This is a genomic window from Rhodococcus sp. IEGM 1307 (assembly GCF_030056915.1).
Classification (GTDB): Bacteria; Actinomycetota; Actinomycetes; order Mycobacteriales; family Mycobacteriaceae; genus Rhodococcus_F; species Rhodococcus_F opacus_D.
Genome location: NZ_JASHKW010000012.1, coordinates 139137 through 157919, shown reverse-complemented (window position 1 = coordinate 157919; position 18783 = coordinate 139137). Strand labels below are relative to the sequence as shown.

The window sequence follows — 18783 nt, the reverse complement described above, 5'->3', positions numbered from 1 at the left end:
AGACACTAGCCACACAGTCCGACAAAACCAGATCGGCTATCCCGGACCTGAAGGACCGGGTTTGCGCCGAAAGATTCACGAATCACCGCCTCGATGCCGTAAGGCCGTTCGGCCGGCGGCTGCGTGAACTCGACGACCCTGGCGACCAAATCCCGGTACGTCTCGTGACAGTCGGTGGTGGTCAACCCGAATCTGCCCATCGTCCCGCTCTCGAGCGACCGGCGGACCGCGTCTGCCATGTCGGCGTCGAGGGGGCGGCTCTTCTCCGAAATTGCGGCGGTCACCGGCGGTCGCTCAGCCGTGCATGAACACGTGGCACCCGGGATGCGCGGCGCCCCGTGCTCGGCGAACTTCGCCTGATACACCGACGGCGACGCGCCGACCAGCTGGCGGAATTTGGACACTGAACGACCCGAGGCTGGTGTACCGACGAGGCGGCAGATCTCGGTGACCGTCAGGTTCGCGCTCGCCCGACCGCTGCCATGCCCCCAGTCTGGCAGTGGCTACCGACTCGAGGACAGGAACGCCGTCGACCCGGACAGGTCGCCGGGGCGGTGACTGCGCGAGTGCACGAGCCCGCGGCGTTCGAGGATCGGCCGGACCCCTTCGCCGAAGTTGAAGGCCTCTTCGAGGTGCGGGTAGCCGGAGAGGACGAAGTGATCGAGTCCGAGCGCCGCGTACTCGGCGATGCGGTCGGCGACCTCCTCGTGGGAGCCGACCAGCGCGGTGCCTGCGCCGCCGCGGACCAGCCCGACACCGGACCACAGGTTGGGGGCCACCTCGAGGGCACGCACTCCGGCGTCCTCGGAGTAGGCGCTTCCCCCGCCGTGCAGTTCACGCATGCGGCGCTGACCTTCGGAACCCGACCGGGCGAGGCTCTGCTGTGCCTGCTCGACCGTCGCCGGGTCGAGGGCGGAGAGCAGGCGGTCGGCCTCGGCCCACGCCTCCTCGGACGTGTCGCGGCTGATCACGTGCAGCCGGATGCCGTAATCGAGCGTGCGGCCCTGGACGTCGGCGAGGTCGCGGATCCAGGCGATCTTCCCGGCGACGGCGCTCGGCGGTTCACCCCAGGTGAGGTAGGTGTCGGCGAACTGGGACGCGACGGTGCCCGCGGCCGGCGACGAACCGCCGAAGAAGATCGGCGGCACCGGGTCGGGGATGCGCTGCAACTGGGCGTTCTCCACCCGGATGTAGTCGCCTGCGTAGTCGACCGGTCCGGTTCCCGCCCACAGCTGACGGATGACGTCGAGGAACTCGCCGCAGCGGGCGTAGCGCTGGTTCTTGTCGAGGTAGTCGCCGTAGGTGCGCTGCTCGTGGTCCTCGCCGCCGGTGACGACGTTGAGCAACAACCGCCCCTGCGACTGCCACTGGAACGTCGCCGCCATCTGCGCGGCCAGCGTGGGACTGAGCAGACCCGGCCGCAGCGCGACCAGAAATTTCAACGTCTCCGTGGTCTCCAGCATCATGGCCGTGGTGAGCCAGGCGTCCTCGCACCACGCGCCGGTGGGCGTCAGCACCGATTCGAAGCCGTTCGACTCCGCCGCCGCGCCGATCTGATTGAGGTACCGCAGCGTGGCGGGACGGTCTCCTGCCATGGAACTCCCGTGACCACCCGCCATCAGGTTGCGGGAATCACCGTAGGTGGGAAGGAACCAGTGGAAATGCAGAGACACGCGCGATCCTCTTGTCGACGACAGATGGGCAGCGCAGGCCAGTTCATCAACGACGAAGCCGGGGCGCGAGGGTTTCGATCACCGTGATTCGGAATCGTGCCCGACCGCAGCGGGCAGGGTTACGGTCGCCGCGCTATGACTACGCTGTCCGACGCCCCGTACACACCTTCGACCGAGTCCGACCTCGAGCGGCGCAAGCGGCTCCGCACCGTCGTCGCCGCCAGCCTCCTGGGGACGACAGTCGAGTGGTACGACTTCTTCCTCTACGCGACGGCCGCCAGCCTGGTGTTCAACCAGCTGTTCTTCCCCGATCAGAGTTCGTTCGTCGGCACCATGCTGGCGTTCGCCACGTTCGCGGTCGGTTTCGTGGTCCGGCCGATCGGCGGAGTCGTCTTCGGCCACATCGGCGACCGCATCGGACGCAAGAAGACACTCGCGCTCACCATGTTCATCATGGGCATCGCCACCGCTCTGATGGGTGTGCTGCCCACGGCCGCGCAGGTCGGGGTGATCGCGCCGATCCTGCTGCTCCTGCTGCGCATCCTGCAGGGGTTCGCACTGGGCGGTGAATGGGCGGGCGCCGTGCTCCTCGCCGTCGAACACAGTCCCGCGAAGAAGCGCGGCATCTTCGGCAGCATTCCCCAGATCGGCCTGGCGCTGGGCCTGGCCCTGGGCACCGGCGTCTTCGCCGCGTTGCAGGTGATCTTCGACGACGCCCAGTTCCTCTCCTACGGGTGGCGGATCGCCTTCCTGCTCAGCCTGATTCTCGTATTCGTCGGATTCGTGGTCCGGCTGAAGGTCGAGGAGACCCCGGCGTTCCAGGAAGTGCACGACCTCGCGAAGCGCTCCTCCGCTCCGCTGAAGGACGTGTTCCGCGGCCGGGTCCGCCGGGGCACCCTCCTCGGCCTGCTCTCGCGCTGGGGTGAGGGCGCCGCGTTCAACACCTGGGGCGTCTTCGCGATCACGTACGCCACCAAGAATCTGGAGTTCGCGAAGATCCCCGTCCTCCTGGTCGTCACCGTCGCCGCGACGGTCATGGCCGTGCTCCTGCCGTTCTCCGGTCTGCTGGTCGACCGTTACGGCGCCAAGAGGATCTACCTCGTCGGGATCGGGGCCTACGGGCTCGCGGTCTTCCCCGCGTTCGCCTTGTTCGGCACGGAGAATCTCATCCTGTTCGGTGTCGCGATGGTGCTCGTGTTCGGCGTCGTCCACGCCCTCTTCTACGGTGCGCAGGGCACGCTGTACGCGAGCCTATATCCCACCGAGATCCGCTACACCGGCCTGTCCGTCGTGTACCAGTTCTCCGGAATCTACGCATCGGGCATCACGCCGATGATCCTCACCGCCCTGATCGCCGTCGCCGGCGGAACTCCCTGGCTGGCCTGCGGATACCTCGTCGCCACCTCGGTCGTCAGCGTCGTGGCGACGGCCCTGATCCGAAAGCAGGACCTCTACCTCTGAGACCGCAGAATTCTCCGAACGGGCTCTGACAGCCGAGTTCGATACACTGGTGTATCCGATACGCTAGTGTATCGACGGCTGCTGTCGACCCGATCGGAGGAGGGCCCATGCCGACGTCGCCGGCGCGCTCCACCGAGCCTGCCACCGACACACCCCGCCGGGTGACGAAACGGCGAGGCCAAACACGCCGGCGTCTGCTCGACGCCGCGGTCGAGGTGTTCGCCGAAAACGGCTTCGGACGGTCGACGGTCGAGCAGATCTGCGAACGCGGTGGCTACACCCGCGGCGCCTTCTACTCCAACTTTGCATCACTGGACGAGATGTTCTTCGCCATGTGGGAACAGCGCTCCAGCGCGATGCTCGCACAGATCCGGCTGGCCGCCGACTCGTCCAGCATCGACCTCGCGGGGCTCACGCCTGCCGAAAAACTGCGCGCCGGCACCGAACTGGTGCTCGGCGTCGTCCCCGTCGACGACCAGTGGTACCGGATCAACGCGGAATTCACCGCCCACGCCCTGCGCAACCCGTCGCTGAAGAAGGCCCTCGCAGCACGTGAGGACACGATTCTGGCGACCATCGTGCCGATCCTCGAGAAGGCGCTGCACCGGCTCGGGCGCCGCGTCGTCGGCGATCCGCGGGTGCTCGGCCGCGCGCTCGTGGCCCTGCACGACGGCACGAGCGTCCAGTGCCTCATCGAGGACGACGACGCGTCTGCCCGGGAACTACGTCTCGAATTGTTCACCCACGTCGTGGCCGCGTACACCGAACCCGACACCACCCACACCCACACACACCGGAAAGAGGGGTCCTCGTGACCGAACAGGCTGATGTGATCGTCGTCGGCGCCGGACTGGCCGGACTCGTCGCCACCTACGAGATGGTCAAGGCGGGCCGGAAGGTCCTCGTCGTCGACCAGGAGAGTTCCGCGAATCTCGGCGGGCAGGCCTTCTGGTCGCTCGGCGGCCTGTTCCTCGTCGACAGCCCCGAACAGCGGCGCCTCGGCATCAAGGACTCGTACGAACTGGCGATCCAGGACTGGATGGGCACCGCGGCCTTCGATCGAGCCCGCGAAGACCAGTGGCCGCGGCTGTGGGCCCAGGCGTACGTCGAATTCGCCGCAGGCGAGAAGCGGCAGTACCTCCACGACCTCGGGCTGCGGTTGATGCCGAACGTCGGGTGGGCCGAACGCGGACGCGGATCCGCACTCGGACAGGGCAATTCCGTTCCGCGCTTCCACATCACCTGGGGCACCGGTCCGGGGGTCGTCGAAGTTTTCCTCACCCGCGTGATGGCCGCGTCGAAGCGGGGCCTCGTCACGTTCAAGCATCGTCACCAGGTCGACGAGATCGTCGTCACCGACGGCGCCGCCACCGGCGTGCGCGGCACCGTCCTCGAACCGTCCACCGAAGCACGCGGTGTGAAGAGTTCGCGGACCCCGGTCGGGGAATTCGAATTCGCCGCGCAGGCCGTGGTCGTCACGTCCGGCGGCATCGGCGGCAATCCCGAACTGGTCAAGAAGAATTGGCCCGCGCGCCTCGGCAAGGCTCCCGAGAACATGCTCGCCGGCGTCCCCGCACACGTCGACGGCCGCATGCTCGAGATCACCGAGAACGCGGGCGGCAACATCGTGAACCGCGACCGGATGTGGCATTACACCGAGGGGATCCAGAACTGGGACCCGATCTGGCCGAACCACGGCATCCGCATCATCCCCGGACCGTCGTCGATGTGGTTCGACGGCAACGGCAAACGCCTGCCCAGCCCCAACTTCCCCGGCTTCGACACCATGGGAACCCTCGACCACATCATGAACAGCGGCCACCACCACACGTGGTTCGTCCTCGACCAGAAGATCATCGAGAAGGAGTTCGCGCTGTCGGGCTCCGAGCAGAACCCCGACATCACCGGCCGCGATTTCAAGCTGCTCGCCGAACGCCTCAAGAAGGGCGCGCCCGGTCCCGTCGAGGCGTTCAAACAGCACGGGGCGGACTTCGTCGTCCGCGACAATCTCCGTGACCTCGTCGACGGCATGAACGCCCTCACCCCCGAGGCACCGCTGAAGTACGAGGACCTCGAACGTGAAATCGTGGCCCGCGACAGGGAGGTGAAGAACAGCTACACCAAGGATTTCCAGATCATGGCGATCCACAATGCACGGAACCTGCTGGCCGACAAGATCACCCGCGTCGTGAGCCCCCACGAACTGCTCGACCCCAAGAACGGTCCCCTGATCGCGGTCCGGCTGCACCTGCTGACCCGCAAGACCCTCGGCGGCCTCGAAACCAACCTGGACTCGCAGGTGATCAGGCCCGACGGCACACCGTTCGAGGGTCTCTACGCCGCCGGTGAGGTCGCCGGATTCGGCGGCGGCGGCGTCCACGGTTACAGCGCACTCGAGGGCACCTTCCTCGGCGGCTGCATCTTCTCCGGCCGGGCCGCGGGCCGCGCGCTGGCCCGGCACCTGTAGGCGGCTCCGCCACCCGTGTGCGGTTGACGAGTCCCTGGGCTCGTTAACCACTCACGGGCGCGAGCCTCTCGGAAGCCTCGAGTTCGCGGACCAGCGGCAGGACGTTGGCGCCGAAGTATTCGATCTCCTCCTGGAAGTGCAGGAATCCGCCCAGGATGAGGTCGACTCCGCGGCGGCGGTATTCGACGATGCGCTCGGCGATCTGCTCCGGCGTCCCGATCAACTGGGAGCGGAATCCGTCGTTGTACTGGACGAGATCCTCGAACGTGGAGTCGGCCCACATTCCCGACTTGTCGGCGGTGGACGCGCCGGCCTGCTGGACGGCGGACCTGAATCCCTCGACCGCGGGCTTGTTCGCCTTCTCGATGATTTCGCGGAGGGTGTCGCGTGCTTCCTTCTCGGTGTCGCGGGCGATGATGAATCCGTTGAGCCCGAACTTCACTTCCCGGTTGTGCTCGCGCGCCACCTTCCGCACGTCGACGATCTGTTCGGTGACGCCGTCGTAGTCCTTGCCGTTGCTGAAGTACCAGTCGGAGTACCGGCCCGCGTTCTGCCGTGCGGCGGCGGAGTTGCCGCCCTGGAACAGTTCGGGGTTCGGACGGTCGGGCGTGTTCAGCGGCTTCGGCTTGAGGGTGAAGTCGTGGATGCGGTAGAAGTCGCCACGGAAGTCGACGTCGTCCTCGGTCCAGATCTTGCGGAGCACCTGCAGGAACTCGGCGCTGCGCCGGTACCGCTCGTCGTGCTCGAGCCACGGCTCCCCGAGATGGGTGAATTCGTCCTTGAACCAGCCGCTCACGACGTTGACGGCGAACCGGCCGTTCGACAGGTGATCGGCCGTGGCCCCCAGCTTCGCCAGCACCGCGGGCTGCCACAGACCCGGGTGGACGGCAGCGATGACCTTCAACCGTTCGGTGGCCAGCAGCAGTGCGAGGCTGAAGCTGGTCGACTCGTGCTGGAACTCTGCCCCGTAGCTGGCCTCGTACCGGACCTGGCTGAGCGCGTACTCGAAACCGTTGTTCTCGGCGGTCTGGGCGAGCTTCTTGTTGTACTCGTAATCCCAGCTGGTCCGCTGTTCGATGTCGGACGTGACGAGCCCGCCACTGACGTTGGGCACCCAGTAGGCGAACTTGATCTGCTCAGCGATGTGTTCGGTTGACATACCCAGCATGCAACCCGTCTGCTCGGCTCACGCCCACCCTTCCAATCAGTGCGCGTCCAACCCTTCACCCGGCTCGCGGGTCCGTGTGAGGTTCGACGGCATGACAGCAGTACAGGGAGGACAGGGATGACCGCCGTCCAGAGCGCCCACCGCATCAGTGACGAGGCCGAAGCCCTCGCCGTCGCTGCCGAGCTCGCCGCACAGTTCGCCGAGGAGGCGGCAGGCCGCGATGCCAGTCGGCAACTCCCCTACGAACAGGTAGGCGCTCTCGCCGCGTCCGGACTGCTCGCACTCGGTGTTCCCCGCAAGCACGGCGGCATCGACGCGCGGACCGAAACCCTGGCCGAAGTCTTCCGCCTTCTCGCCGAGGGCGATCCGAGCATCGCGCAGATCCCGCACAGCCACTACACGTTCCTCGAGGTGCTGCGCCACCAGGGCACGCCCGCGCAGCAGGAATTCTTCTACTCCGAGGTGCTCGCGGGGCGCCGGTTCGCCAACGCCCAGAGCGAGCGCGGAGCGACGACGATCGATATCGACGCCACGACGCTCACCGAGCAGGGCGGCGACTTCGTCGTCGACGGTCGCAAGTTCTACAGCACGGGCGCGCTGTTCGCCGACTGGATCGCGGTACGGGCCACCCTTCCGGGGACGACGACTCCGACGGGGACGCTCGCCAAGGCCGTCGCCTATCTGCCGCGCACCGCCGCCGGACTGTCGATCGTCGACGACTGGGACGGCATGGGGCAGAAGACCACGGCGAGCGGAACCGTCACCCTGGACGCAGTCCGGGTGCCCGAATTCCACGTCGTGCCGTTCTCCCCCATCTTCGACGCACCCACCACGTACGGGTCGCAGGCCCAGATCCTTCATGCCGCCATCGACGCCGGGATCGCCGCAGCAGCCCTGAACGAGGGCGTGCGCTCCGCGCGTCGGGCACGGCCCTATTTCGAGGCGGGCGTCACCGACGCCGTCGACGATCCCCTGCTGATCCAGCTGGCCGGTGAGGCGGCGGTCAGCGTCCGGTCCGCGACGGCACTCCTCCGGGAGGGTGCGCGCAGCATCGACGCAGCCCGGCGCGACCTGAGCGAGCAGAGCGCCGCGGTCGCCTCGATCGACGCCGCCGCAGCCAAGGTCGCCGCCGCCCGCGCGTCACTCGAGGCGTCGAGCGTGCTGTTCGAACTGGGCGGCACCCGCAGTGCATCGGAAACGTCCAACCTGTCGCGGTACTGGCGCGACGCCCGCACCCACACCCTGCACGACCCCACGCGGTGGAAGATCCAGCACATCGGCCGGTGGACACTGTCGGGCACCGTCCCACCCCGCCACGGCCTGCTGTAGGCCCTCCGGGCCTGTGCGCCTTTCTGGTTGCGGGAGCTACCAAAAAGGCGCACGGGCGCTACCCGCCTATGTCCGCCTTCATGAGGAAGACGTTGTAGTCGGACCAGGTCGACATGGTGAAGTACAGATCGTCGCCACTCGACCACGGGTGGATGAAGCCGCCGTACAGTTCCGGGTACTCGACGGCGCTGACCATCGGCGCCCCGTCGGACCAGACGCCCTGCGGCGAGTCGGACTCACGGAGAACGATGGCCGCCTTGGACGTGTCGAGGTACGCCATCTGCCATTTGCCCGTGGCCTCCTCGTAGCGCACGGACAATTCGGCGGCGGGGGCGTCCACGATCGGCGTCGCCTCCGTGTAACCACCGACGGGCGTCCAGTTGCCGTTCTGCCAGTACTGGTACGCGGACGTGTTCAGCACATCGGCGGCCGGGACGCGGGCCAGGCCGATGGCGCCGAGCCTCGTGTTGGGGGTGCCGAACATGTACACGAAGTCGCCGGCCGGGACCATCGACGCGACCTGAAACTTGGTGACACCGAAGATGTTGTCCCACTTCGCGTACGGGTCCTTGGTCCACGTCGATCCACCGTCGTCCGAGTAGGCGATGCCGCCGTAGTTCGTCCACCACGTGGCGGGGATGCTGTTCCAGGTGCGGATCGACATGTAGCTCATGTACTGCCGGTTACCGACGGCGAAACCCGAGGTCGGGATGGTGGTGATCTCGATGTTGTCGAGTTTGCGGCTGTCGAGCAGTTCCGCCGCGTGGCATCGGCTGTCCTGGACCATGCTGTCGAGGCTCATGCCGTCGGACAGGTTGCGGTCGGAGCTGAAACCGAGGACGTTGCTGCGCCAGTCGTCGCCCTGACCACCGGGCGGCTGGAATCCCTTGCCGACCGTGTCGCCGAACGCGACGGCGACCTGGTCGGGGGCGCTCTCCCACATGATGCCGAGGTCGGTGCCGTTGACCTGGTAACGCTTGTCGGTGCGGCTGACGGAACCGGACCCGGTCACCTTGGCCACGCGGGTCACGTCGCCGATCTTCGGGGTGGCCGGGGCCGCGCTGCGCGGCGCCTCCTCGGTCGCGGGGTGCACGAGGGGCGGCGGTGGGGGCAACTGGATGTCGGCGCCCGGGACGGGAATGCCGAAGTGGAAGGGTGTGAATTTCACGCTGACGTCGGGGATGTTCAGCACGCTCGACAGGTTTCCCGGGGCGTGGTCGGTCTCGTCGGTGAGGTCGGGGCACGGATCGGTGCACGTGTCGGCGGGCAACGCCTGCGACACGCGGACGGGCTCGGTGACGGGGGCGGGATACGGCACCGTCGTGATCTTGGGGTACGGGATCGGAATCTCGAGCTTCTCCGGTATCAGCGAATGTGTCTCGTTCGACACCTCGCTCGCGCAGGGACCGCTGCCGGGTAGGCCGTTGGACACCGGCTCGGGTTCCGCGACGGCGGTGTTCTGGTTCGAATAGGCGATCATGCCCGAGCCGATCGCCACTGCCGCGACCGACGCGACCCACCTCTTCGACATCCCCGACCCCTCCGTCAACTCCGGCCACTACCGGCGAGGGGAACATAGCATCGCGCTTGTACGCTCGCCGGTTACCACACGCCATACCTGGCGGTAACATTTTTGTCCCGATCCGAAATCGAGGCTGTGACTCCTGCCACGTGACGGCGGAAGTGACCCGAACGCGGAGTCACCGATACCGCAGGTCAACGACTTTCGACCGGTGTGTTCGCGTGCCGAACACCGTCAAGGGATCGGTGAACACCGGATTGCATCTGTTGACGCTCCGGATCGCCCGGTATTCACTGATCGTGCGCATCCACCGGATTCCCGGTCCGCGACGAGACCCCGAGCTCCTCGCCCTCTGCGCTGCGGGCCCGCCCGCGTTCTTCCGCTCCAGCGCGAACCACCGTTCTGCACGGGTCCCGCATTCCACCGATCACCGCCGTCGTCGCTCGGCGGCGTCGACCCGTGCGAATTCCGCTGTCAACGAAAGGAATCGACATGACCGCCGTCCTGGAACCGACCCTGTCCTATTCGTCGTCCATCCCCCGCGCACACGTGCACCGCGCCGCGATCTGCGAGGTCTTCCTCACCGACATCATCTGCGAGAGCTACCCACAGTTTCGTCTCGGTGTGCAGCTCCCCAGAGTCCACAGCTACTACAGCGATCACAATGTCGTTGTACGACAGTATGATCCGCTGCTGCTACTCGAAACGTTCCGGCAGGCATCCATCCTCATCTCGCATCGGCACGTCGACGCTCCGCTCGACGCCAAGTTCGTGTTCAATGCCGGAGCGCTCGAGGTCGTCGACCTCGACGCCGTGAGAGTGGGCCCCGCACCCGCCGCGGGGGTTCTGGACGCCACGATCACCGCGGAGAAGCGACGGGGCGCCGACATCGTCGGAATCACGCTCGCAATGACACTGGCGCTGGACGGAGCTGCCGCGGCCACCATGAGCATGACCATCCAGTGGATGCCCGGCGACGCGTGGGACCGCCTCCGGCAGAAGGGCCGGGCACCGCTGCAACTCGATCCCGCCCGTCCGCATCCGTTGCACGAGCGGGTCGAGCCTCGGGAGGTGGCTCGACATTCGTTCGACAACGTGGTGCTCAGCCGGATCGGTGTCGCCGGCGACACCGTGCGCAGCCAGGTTCTGGTCGATCAGGCCCATCCCGGCCTGTTCGATCACCCGCTCGACCACGTGCCGGGCGCCCTGATCTTCGAGGCCATGCGCCAGACCGCCCTCGTTGCCGCGCACGAATTGTTCGGCCTGTCCCCGCGAATGCTCGTCCTCGTGGGGTGTGACGCCGTCTTCGAGAGCTTCGGTGAGCTGGAGTTGCCGACCGATTGCGCAGCCGTCGCCGAGGCGGAAATCTGCTCCCGCCAGGTCGTCCTGTCCGTCACTCTGGCGCAGGAGGGCCGGCAGATCGCCCACGGCCGGGTCACCCTGCAACGAGTGAGCGCCTCGACTGCCGCTCTCGACCGGATCGTCCGATGACGACACGGGACGACACCATGGTCTGGTTCGACTTCGGTGGCGTGCTCTCACCCCCGCTCGCCGAACTCTTCGCGGCGTACGAAACGAAGACGGGCATCGCACCCGCCGCCCTGCAGGCGGCGATGAGCGCCGTCGGCGACGACCTCGGAGCACATCCTCTCGCCCCGATCGAATTGGCCCAGATCACCGAGCGCGAGTGGGGTGCGAGACTGAGAGAGCACCTCGCCGCCGCCGACCCCGGCCTGGACCTCACCCGGGCGCGGCTGGAGACGTTCGGCGAGCAGTGGTTCGACGGGATCACGGTTAACACGGCGATGGCCGCGACGCTACGGGGCCTGAAGGCTCACGGACTGCGCGTCGGCGTCCTGTCGAACAACGTGGTCGAATGGGAGCGATTCTGGAGACCGATCATCGAACCCGCCGGCCCGCTCGATGCTCTCGTCGACTCGTGCCTGGTCGGGGCGCGCAAGCCGGACCCCCAGATCTTCGCGATCGCGGAGAAGACGGCCGGCGTCGACGCCGGCCAGTGCATCCTGATCGACGACCTCGAGCAGAACGTGCGCGCGGCACGCGAGAGCGGTTGGCGTGCCGTCCATTTCCGCACCAATGCCCAGGCGTCGAGTGAACTGTCCCGGCTGACCGGCGTCGCCGCCGTCCTGTGAATCCCACCAACAGAAGGAGTACGACGTGACGACCCAGATTTCGACACTCGCTCCACGTCGCCGCCGACACGATGTCGCGGTGTCCATCAACGACATTCCGTACCTCGACCCGCCGGTCGCGTACACCGCGGTGACCGCGGAGGGGCCCACCGGACTGCCGGAGATCACCCTGCCGAGCGGTCACACCGCCCTGCACGTCACACGGTACGACGACGTCCTGAAGGTACTCACGGATCCGTCCTTCGGCCGGAAGGAGACCAACGTCGAAGGCGGGCCGAGTTTTCAGCCCACCACGATGCCCCCGGACCTTCTGCTGAATCTGGACACCCCGGATCACGCGCGGATGAAGAGTTTCGTCAACGCCGACTACAGCCCCGCCGGCGTCGAGAAGCTGAAGGGGTCGGTCCGCCGCATCCTCGACCGGCGGATCGCGTTGCTGCGCAACGAGGAGAACCCCGACCTGTTCGCGACGGTGCTCGACCGCCTGCCCGTCGAGGTGAATGCCGGATTCCTCGGAATCCCGGAGTCGGACATCGATTACTTCCGCCCGTCGTCGCGGGTCGTGCAGTTGTCGCACGACACCGACATTCCCGGTCTGCTGGAGAACTTCTGGCTCGTCTACCACTACGTGACCGATCTCGTGCAGGGGACGCGGCCCGTCGAGCCGGGCGGGTTGATCGACCGATTCCTCGCGGCGCGGGGCGAGGCGGAACCGCCGCTGAGCGACGACGAACTCGTCGCGATCCTGCTCGGCTCCGTCCTCGGAGCCGACCAGAACGTGCTGTCCGTGCTCGCGAAGGCCGTGTACGTCCTGTTGCAGGCGCCTTCGCTGTGGTCGCTGCTGGTGGAGGAACCGGCCGCTGCGCCACAGTTGGTCGAGGAGCTGTTGCGGGTGCTTCCGCTGGGAAACATTTCGACGTTTCCCCGGATCGCCACGCGCGAAGTTCGGCTGCGGGACTCCGTGATCCCCGTGGGTGCCCTCGTCTACGCCGACGCCTTCGCCGCGAACCGGGACCCCGACACGTTCCCGCACCCGGAACTCATCGACCCGTTCCGAGACGGGAAACGCCATCTGCAGTTCGGGTACGGCATGCATCACTGCATGGGCGCGTCGCTGGCCCGGATGGAGATCACCACGACACTGGTCCGGCTGGCGGAAGAGTTCCCGACTCTCGGTCTCGCGACCGAACCGGCCGCGGTGCCGTGGGATTCGGGAGTGCTTCTCCGGCGTCCGACGTCGCTTCCCGTCCGCTGGTAGGCGCTTCGCGCCCGTGCGCGGTTAACGAGTCCCTGCACTCGTCAACCGCGCACGGGCGGCGGAGCCGCCGAACGTCTCCGCGAGCCGGGCGACGAGTTCGCCGCCGTCGCCCAACTCCCCCGACCAGGCCACTTCACCGTCCGGGCGCACGAGCACGGTGGTGGCCCCGAGGTTCCGCGCCCGAATCAGCCGCACCCGTTCGCCCCAGAGGGGTTCGACGACTGCGTGGACGGACTCCGATGCGTCCCCGCACAGCAAGAGGCCCCGGTTTCCTGCCGCGACGTGCAACCGGATCAGGTCGGTGACTCCGGTGTCCGTCTCGATCACGGTGTTCGCGGCGAAGTCGCCGCGCGCCGCGTCCTGGAGAGCGCTGGGCGCGGGCTGACTCTGTGCACTGATCGCCGAACCCAGTGCCCGGTTGCGGTCGCGGTCCTCCAGCAGGACACCGAGTTCGTGTCGCAGGCGGTCCCCGTCGACGCCGATTCGCATACGTTCACGCTGATCCGCGACGTTGGCGATCACCCCGGCCGCACACGCGCGCCGTTCCCGCGAGTACACGTCCAGCACCGACGGGTCGGCCTGTCCCCGCGCGACGAGGGCGAGGCGCCAGCCGAGGCCGATCGCGTCGCCGATACCGAGGTTCAGACCCTGCCCGCCGAGCGGAAAGTGCACGTGCGCAGCGTCACCGACGACAAGGACCCGGCCGAGCCGGTAGTCGTCGACCAGCCGCGAGTAGTCGCTGAACCGGGACAGCGACCGCGCGTTGCGGAACGGAACGGGACGGCCCGCGAATCTGTCGACCGTCTCCTGCAGTTCCTCCGCGGTGAGGGGCCGGCGATGATCCTCGTGCGGACCACCGAGATCGAACGTGATGATGCGACTGAAGCCGGCGTGATTGACGTTGAGGACGGTCCAGCCCCGTTCGGTGCGCACCCACCCCCTGGGGGCGTTCGCGGGGTCGTCGAGGACGGCGAGACCCAGGAGCGCGGCGGCGGTCGGCGCCGTTTCCGTCGCCGTGAAGCCCGCACTTCGCCGCACGATGCTGCGGGCGCCGTCCGCGCCGACCACCCAGTCGGCCGCCACCACCCGGGTGCGTCCTTCGTGGGTGAAGGTCACCGTCGCCCCGCCGTCGTCGTGGTCGACGTCCGTGACCACCGCCGCCTTCAGCACCGGGGTGCCGAGACCGATCAGCCGTGCGGTGAAGAGTCGTTCGAGATCGCTCTGCCCGATACCGGCGATGGCCGGTCCCTCGCCGGGCGGGGCCGTGATCTCCAGACCCCAGACCCCGGCGTAATGAAAGGTGGTCGACGCGGCCCCTGCGCCGACGTCCGGCGCCGCGAAATGCCCTCGACGAGTGAGCAGCTGAATACTCCGCGCGTGGATCGTCCCCGCCTTCGGAACGTCCGTGGTGTGCGGGGCCGCCTCGAGGACGAGGACGTCGATTCCGCTGCGCGCCAGCTCGAGCGCCGTCAGCGATCCCACCGGGCCACCGCCGACCACCACGACCTGATAGTGCTGTCGCAGGTCGTCCGCCTCTGTCACCGCGCGCTCGCCCCGCGTCGCAGCAGCACCGCGATGACACCCGACAATCCGGCGACGACGACCGCCAGAACGACGAGCGTCGTGTGGAACGCACTGTTGTAGGCGTCGATCACGAGCGGCGCCACCTGGTCCCGGACGTCCGGACCGGCCGCCGCCAGGGCCTGCTCGAGATCGCCGCTGGCGGCCTTGCCGACGACGTCCGCCGCATTGCCCACGCCGTCGACGCCGGCCAGCGCTTCCTCGCCCCTGCGGGTGACGAGACCGGTGAGCAGCGCCGCGTACACCGCTACCGCGATGGCCTCGCTGCCCAGTCGCATCGTGTTCACCACGCCCGCAGCCATACCTGCCTTCTCCTCGGGGACGAGGGCGAGCGCCTGACCGTCGACGAGACCGGCGGACAGTCCCATTCCGCAGCCCGCGAGGAGCAGCGGCACCGCGATGACGGCGACCACCGTGTCAGGTCCCGCCAACAGAAGTCCCAGGTCACCGGAAATCAAGGCTCCCAGGCTGATCCAGATCACCACGAGCGGGTTCACCCCGGCGCCCACCGCACGGCCTGCGGCGAGCGGTCCCACCACGACCGGAATCGTGAGGAGCACGATCACCAGACCCGCCTTCGCCGAAGACTGGCCGGCCACGAACTGGAGGAAGGTCGGGAAGTAGGTGAGCAACGTGACGAAGCCGAACGATGCCGCCACTGGAACGAGGCACAGGGCCATGAACCGGGCGTGGGTGAGCAGTTCGAGGTCCAGCAGCGGAGCCGGACGTCGCGATTCGACGCGGGCGAACGCGACGAGCAGCGCGACCGCGAGCACGAAGGAGGTCACGACCGCCGGGCTGCCCCAGCCCCAGGGTTCGCCCTGGACGATGCCGACCATCGCGGCGAGCAGACCCAGCACCAGGAGGACGGTGCCGAGGAGGTCGAACTTCGCGGCCCCCTCGCCGGCCGGTCGTGCCAGTCCGATCACCGGGGTCGCCGCGAGCACCACGAGCAGCACGGCGGCCTGGACCGCGAAGATGGGCCGCCAGCCTGCCGTGTCGACGAGGAGCCCGGACAGCGTCGGTCCGAGCGCCACACCGATGCCCGCGGTCGTCCCGAACAGGGCGAACGCACGCAAACGGGCGGGCCCGTCGAAGGCGGAGGACAGGATGGCCGCGCCGCACGAAAAGATGGCGGCGCCACCGAGACCGGCGACGCCGCGGGCGACGTCGAGGACCACGATGTTCGGGGCCAGCGCGCTGGCGACGCTCCCGACCGCGAACGTGGCGGCACCGGCGGCGAACAGGCGGCCGCGGCCGAAACGGTCCGACAGCGACCCCCAGACCAGGGTGAAGCACGCGAACGACAGGTTAAACGCGTTCACCACCCACTGCTGGCCCGATGCGCCGCCACCGATGTCGGAGGAGATGGCGGGCAGCGCCACCGCAGTTCCGGAGATCGACATCGGGACGACGAGAACGGCCAGCAGTACGGCGGCGAGGGTGAGGTTCCCGCGTCGCGGGGCGGACGGTGGTGTTTCGGGTGGTGACGTCGGTGTCGTGGCATCCGACGTGGTCAGCTCCGAGGTCATGTCGATCCTTCCTGAAGTGTGCGGCCCCCGTGCACCAGAGGTTCGATACAATACGAACCATGCACCAGAGTTAGGTTCGATGCAAGACGAACCTCCACTCTGGTGGTCGACGACCCGAACCTGGAGGTGCGCCGTGCCCGACGCCGAGGGACATCCCGCGCTCGACGAGATCCAATTGGTCTCCGTCCTGGCCGCTCTCGCCGACCCCCTGCGACTGGAGGTCGTGCAGAAGCTCATGGTGGAGGCGGACGGGGCGGAACGTCACTGCACGTCGTTCGGGCTGCCGGTGTCCAAATCGACCCGCAGCCACCACTTCAAGGTTCTGCGTGAAGCCGGGCTGATCAAACAGGTCGACCGCGGCAATTCGCGGATGGCTCAGCTGCGCAGATCCGACATCGAATCCCGCTTCCCCGGGCTCCTGGACGCCGTCGCGACCACACCGGACTGAACGCCGTCGCAGCGACCGTCTCGCCGAGCATCCGGATCGCCGCCGTGCGATGATCGTGCGCCATGAGGGGGGCGGTACGAGTGGAACAACGGGGAAGCGGAGACGGCTGGATACTGGTCGAAATCCTGGGAGACGCACCGACGGTGATCGCGGAGGGCATCAAACAGCGGCAGTGCCGGCCGCTCGGCAACGTCTACCGCGGCAGGATGCTGACGCTGGTGACGGGAGCCATCGACACGGTCAGGTCGTCGGGACAGCCGGTGCAGGTGACCCTCGGTGAGACGGTGGGCGACATCGATCTCGTCGTGGGGAAACCGGTACTCGGTCCGGGCGGAGACGTCCTCGCGGTGCAGATCTTCACCGGTCGTGCGGACAGTCCGGTGCCCCAACCGCACCGGGCGGCAGGGTGGGAATGGAACCTGTCCGTGTCGGCGGGTCCGCGACGCACTCGATGGACACGTGAGTTCCGGAATCTGTACGGGGTGGCGGACACCCGGCCGGAGCACGACTACTTCGGTCTCGCCGACCTGTACCGGAGGGTGCCGCGGCTCTCCGACATCGCGGTGCTGATGGAACGCGTCGACAACGCGCGGGACGGCGAGTTCCTGTCCGGCGAACTCATCGCCCGCCACGACGACGGAACGCTGCGCCTCGTCCGGTTCGTGCGCCGAGCCGTCGCGACACCCGAGGGAGTGGTGCTGCGGGGCGTCGATCACGACGTCACGCACAAGACCGACGTCGGCGAACTGGCGATCCGGGTGATGGACTCCGATATCGCGTCGACCGTGCACGCGGTCGCGGGGGTTCATGCGGCACTGGTCGATTCACAGCACGGGTACGCCATCAAATGGATCACCGCACCGCTGGCGGGTTTGTCTGCCGCGGCGGAGGGCGGGCAGATCGGACTGCTGCACGGCGAAGACCTCGCGGCGGTGCGGCAACGGATCACGGCCCGTGTTCCCGGAGTCGCCCGCGTCGCCCTGTCCGACGGGTCCTGGTCCCGGCACACGGTGCGCACATTTCCCGTCCCCGGCTACGGCTCCACACCCGTGGTGATGATGACGTTCTCAGGCGCCTGTCCCGAACAGCATGCCCAGCAGGTAAGTGGCGGCGGCTGCGCCGTACCCGATTGCCAGCTGGCGTAACGCGCGCTTGACCGGGGGTCCACCCGACAGCAACCCCACAACCAGACCGGTCCCGAGCAACGCGACGCCGACCAGCGCAGCAGCGACCACGAGCGCGGCGGTGCCTTCCATGCCGAAGAGGTACGGCAACACGGGAATCACCGCACCGGACGCGAAGAAGCAGAAACTCGCGGCAGCCGCACCGAGCCCGGTGCCGATGGCCTCGTGCTCGTCGGCGGTTTCCGTACCCGAAACGGGCTCGGGCTGAACGGCTCTCCGCAGCACGTCGGCCGCGCGTTTCTCGGCGTCCTGCGCGGGCATGCCCCGCGCGCGGTACACGAGTGCAAGTTCGTTCGCGTCGACGTCGAGGAGCGGCACTGCCTCACGGGCGCCCTGCCCCGGCGCCGACGCCTCGAGCAGTTCACGCTGCGACCGCACGGAGACATACTCGCCCGCACCCATCGACAACGCGCCCGCGAGCAGACCGGCGAGGCCGGTCAGCAAAACGATGTGATTGTCGACGCCGCTACCACTGATGCCGAGCACGAGGGCGAGGTTGCTGACCAGGCCGTCGTTGGCACCGAACACGGCGGCACGAAACGTGCCGGACAGCCGATTTCGCCCGCGCGCCGCCAGCGCCCGCACCACCTCTTCGTGGATCCGCTCGTCCGCGCCCATGGCGTCGGTGGCGTCGACGTCGGTCGGGTACGGCGACCGGGTCTCCGCGCGCTGCGCGAGGGCGAGCACGAACACCGATCCGAACCGACGGGCCAGCACACCGAGGATGCGAGTGCGGAGATCACCGCGCACGGGCTTGCCGACATGTTCGCCGAGCAGCCCGCGCCAGTGCGCCTCGTGCCGTCCCTCGGCGTCGGCGAGCGCCAGCAGAATCTCGCGTTCCTCACCGGTCCGACGTTTCGCGAGGTCACGGTAGACGGCCGCCTCGGCGCGTTCGTCGGCGAGGTAGCGACGCCATTTCCGGATTTCACGCGGACCGGGATCCGGTCGTGCACCAACCATCGTCCGCCTCCCGATCGTCGACGGGAGAAGCCTACCGACGCGCCCTC

16 protein-coding genes are annotated in these 18783 nt (G+C 67.9%); 9 read left to right on the top strand and 7 right to left on the bottom strand.

The genetic code is table 11. The annotated features are described in order from the left end of the window. Nucleotides 1-5: 5 nt before the first annotated feature. Both QM841_RS23730 and QM841_RS23725 read right to left on the bottom strand, forming a co-directional pair. Nucleotides 6-404, bottom strand: a complete 399-nt coding sequence (locus QM841_RS23730) for a VOC family protein (RefSeq protein WP_280780491.1) — start codon at nt 402-404, stop codon at nt 6-8. Nucleotides 405-503: 99 nt separating this feature from the next. Continuing rightward, nucleotides 504-1673 (bottom strand): LLM class flavin-dependent oxidoreductase, encoded by a 1170-nt coding sequence (locus QM841_RS23725; protein ID WP_283333801.1) that lies wholly within the window; start codon nt 1671-1673, stop codon nt 504-506. Between the two features lie 135 nt (nt 1674-1808). Here QM841_RS23725 and QM841_RS23720 point away from each other — a divergent pair, with 135 nt between their 5' ends. The 3 genes from QM841_RS23720 to QM841_RS23710 all read left to right on the top strand — a co-directional run bounded on the left by QM841_RS23720 (nt 1809) and on the right by QM841_RS23710 (nt 5601). Next, nucleotides 1809-3134, top strand: coding sequence for an MFS transporter (locus QM841_RS23720; RefSeq protein ID WP_283333799.1), 1326 nt, complete (start codon nt 1809-1811; stop codon nt 3132-3134). A 107-nt stretch (nt 3135-3241) separates the two neighbouring features. Further along, nucleotides 3242-3949 carry a TetR/AcrR family transcriptional regulator gene (locus QM841_RS23715; protein ID WP_283333798.1) on the top strand — a complete coding sequence of 236 codons (708 nt, stop codon included), beginning with the start codon at nt 3242-3244 and terminating at the stop codon, nt 3947-3949. Beyond that, nucleotides 3946-5601, top strand: coding sequence for an FAD-binding dehydrogenase (locus tag QM841_RS23710; RefSeq protein WP_280780495.1), 1656 nt, complete (start codon nt 3946-3948; stop codon nt 5599-5601). Before QM841_RS23715 ends, QM841_RS23710 begins: the two co-directional genes overlap by 4 nt. A gap of 43 nt (nt 5602-5644) precedes the next feature. Here the strand turns inward: QM841_RS23710 and sfnG are convergent, their stop codons facing one another. Then, nucleotides 5645-6760: a dimethylsulfone monooxygenase SfnG gene (gene sfnG / locus QM841_RS23705; RefSeq protein ID WP_105415672.1), complete on the bottom strand. Its 1116-nt coding sequence runs from the start codon at nt 6758-6760 to the stop codon at nt 5645-5647. Nucleotides 6761-6886: 126 nt separating this feature from the next. Between sfnG and QM841_RS23700 the strand changes: the two genes are divergently transcribed. Then, the gene (locus QM841_RS23700) at nt 6887-8098 is read left to right on the top strand and encodes an SfnB family sulfur acquisition oxidoreductase (RefSeq protein WP_283333795.1); all 1212 of its coding nucleotides are present in this window, start codon (nt 6887-6889) and stop codon (nt 8096-8098) included. Nucleotides 8099-8156: 58 nt separating this feature from the next. Here QM841_RS23700 and QM841_RS23695 read toward each other — a convergent pair whose 3' ends face one another. Then, entirely contained in the window at nt 8157-9629 is a 1473-nt protein-coding gene (locus QM841_RS23695; protein WP_283333794.1) for a glycoside hydrolase family 183 protein, read from the bottom strand. Between the two features lie 483 nt (nt 9630-10112). Here QM841_RS23695 and QM841_RS23690 point away from each other — a divergent pair, with 483 nt between their 5' ends. The 3 genes from QM841_RS23690 to QM841_RS23680 are packed head-to-tail and all read left to right on the top strand — an operon-like array spanning nt 10113 to nt 13031. Beyond that, on the top strand, nt 10113-11111 hold the full coding sequence (locus tag QM841_RS23690) for a ScbA/BarX family gamma-butyrolactone biosynthesis protein (RefSeq protein ID WP_283333792.1): 999 nt from the start codon (nt 10113-10115) through the stop codon (nt 11109-11111). Further along, nucleotides 11108-11773 (top strand): HAD family hydrolase, encoded by a 666-nt coding sequence (locus QM841_RS23685; RefSeq protein ID WP_283333791.1) that lies wholly within the window; start codon nt 11108-11110, stop codon nt 11771-11773. Before QM841_RS23690 ends, QM841_RS23685 begins: the two co-directional genes overlap by 4 nt. A 25-nt stretch (nt 11774-11798) precedes the next feature. Beyond that, nucleotides 11799-13031 (top strand): cytochrome P450, encoded by a 1233-nt coding sequence (locus tag QM841_RS23680; protein ID WP_283333789.1) that lies wholly within the window; start codon nt 11799-11801, stop codon nt 13029-13031. A 21-nt stretch (nt 13032-13052) separates the two neighbouring features. Here QM841_RS23680 and QM841_RS23675 read toward each other — a convergent pair whose 3' ends face one another. Together QM841_RS23675 and QM841_RS23670 are read right to left on the bottom strand one after the other, a co-directional pair. Beyond that, entirely contained in the window at nt 13053-14573 is a 1521-nt protein-coding gene (locus QM841_RS23675; RefSeq protein WP_283333788.1) for an FAD-dependent oxidoreductase, read from the bottom strand. Then, the gene (locus QM841_RS23670) at nt 14570-16144 is read right to left on the bottom strand and encodes an MFS transporter (RefSeq protein ID WP_283333786.1); all 1575 of its coding nucleotides are present in this window, start codon (nt 16142-16144) and stop codon (nt 14570-14572) included. The genes QM841_RS23675 and QM841_RS23670 overlap by 4 nt, the downstream gene beginning before the upstream one ends. Before the next feature lie 133 nt (nt 16145-16277). On the opposite strand from QM841_RS23670, the gene QM841_RS23665 reads away from it, so the two are divergent. Then, entirely contained in the window at nt 16278-16592 is a 315-nt protein-coding gene (locus tag QM841_RS23665) for an ArsR/SmtB family transcription factor (RefSeq protein WP_280780503.1), read from the top strand. An 80-nt stretch (nt 16593-16672) separates the two neighbouring features. Then, complete coding sequence (locus tag QM841_RS23660) at nt 16673-17737, top strand: GAF domain-containing protein (protein WP_283333785.1); 1065 nt, start codon at nt 16673-16675, stop codon at nt 17735-17737. On the opposite strand, the gene QM841_RS23655 is transcribed toward QM841_RS23660, so the two are convergent. Beyond that, on the bottom strand, nt 17660-18736 hold the full coding sequence (locus QM841_RS23655) for a VIT1/CCC1 transporter family protein (RefSeq protein ID WP_283333784.1): 1077 nt from the start codon (nt 18734-18736) through the stop codon (nt 17660-17662). The two genes, QM841_RS23660 and QM841_RS23655, sit on opposite strands and share 78 nt — an antisense overlap. Between the last annotated feature and the right edge of the window lie 47 nt (nt 18737-18783).

Excerpts from the sequence above, each read along its gene's own strand:
- sfnG (WP_105415672.1), bottom strand. The coding sequence starts at position 6,760 with ATGTCAACCGAACACATCGCTGAGCAGATCAAGTTCGCCTACTGGGTG.
- QM841_RS23695 (WP_283333794.1), bottom strand. The coding sequence starts at position 9,629 with ATGTCGAAGAGGTGGGTCGCGTCGGTCGCGGCAGTGGCGATCGGCTCG.
- QM841_RS23720 (WP_283333799.1), top strand. The coding sequence starts at position 1,809 with ATGACTACGCTGTCCGACGCCCCGTACACACCTTCGACCGAGTCCGAC.
- QM841_RS23670 (WP_283333786.1), bottom strand. The coding sequence starts at position 16,144 with ATGACCTCGGAGCTGACCACGTCGGATGCCACGACACCGACGTCACCA.
- QM841_RS23690 (WP_283333792.1), top strand. The coding sequence starts at position 10,113 with ATGACCGCCGTCCTGGAACCGACCCTGTCCTATTCGTCGTCCATCCCC.
- QM841_RS23700 (WP_283333795.1), top strand. The coding sequence starts at position 6,887 with ATGACCGCCGTCCAGAGCGCCCACCGCATCAGTGACGAGGCCGAAGCC.
- QM841_RS23655 (WP_283333784.1), bottom strand. The coding sequence starts at position 18,736 with ATGGTTGGTGCACGACCGGATCCCGGTCCGCGTGAAATCCGGAAATGG.
- QM841_RS23685 (WP_283333791.1), top strand. The coding sequence starts at position 11,108 with ATGACGACACGGGACGACACCATGGTCTGGTTCGACTTCGGTGGCGTG.
- QM841_RS23715 (WP_283333798.1), top strand. The coding sequence starts at position 3,242 with ATGCCGACGTCGCCGGCGCGCTCCACCGAGCCTGCCACCGACACACCC.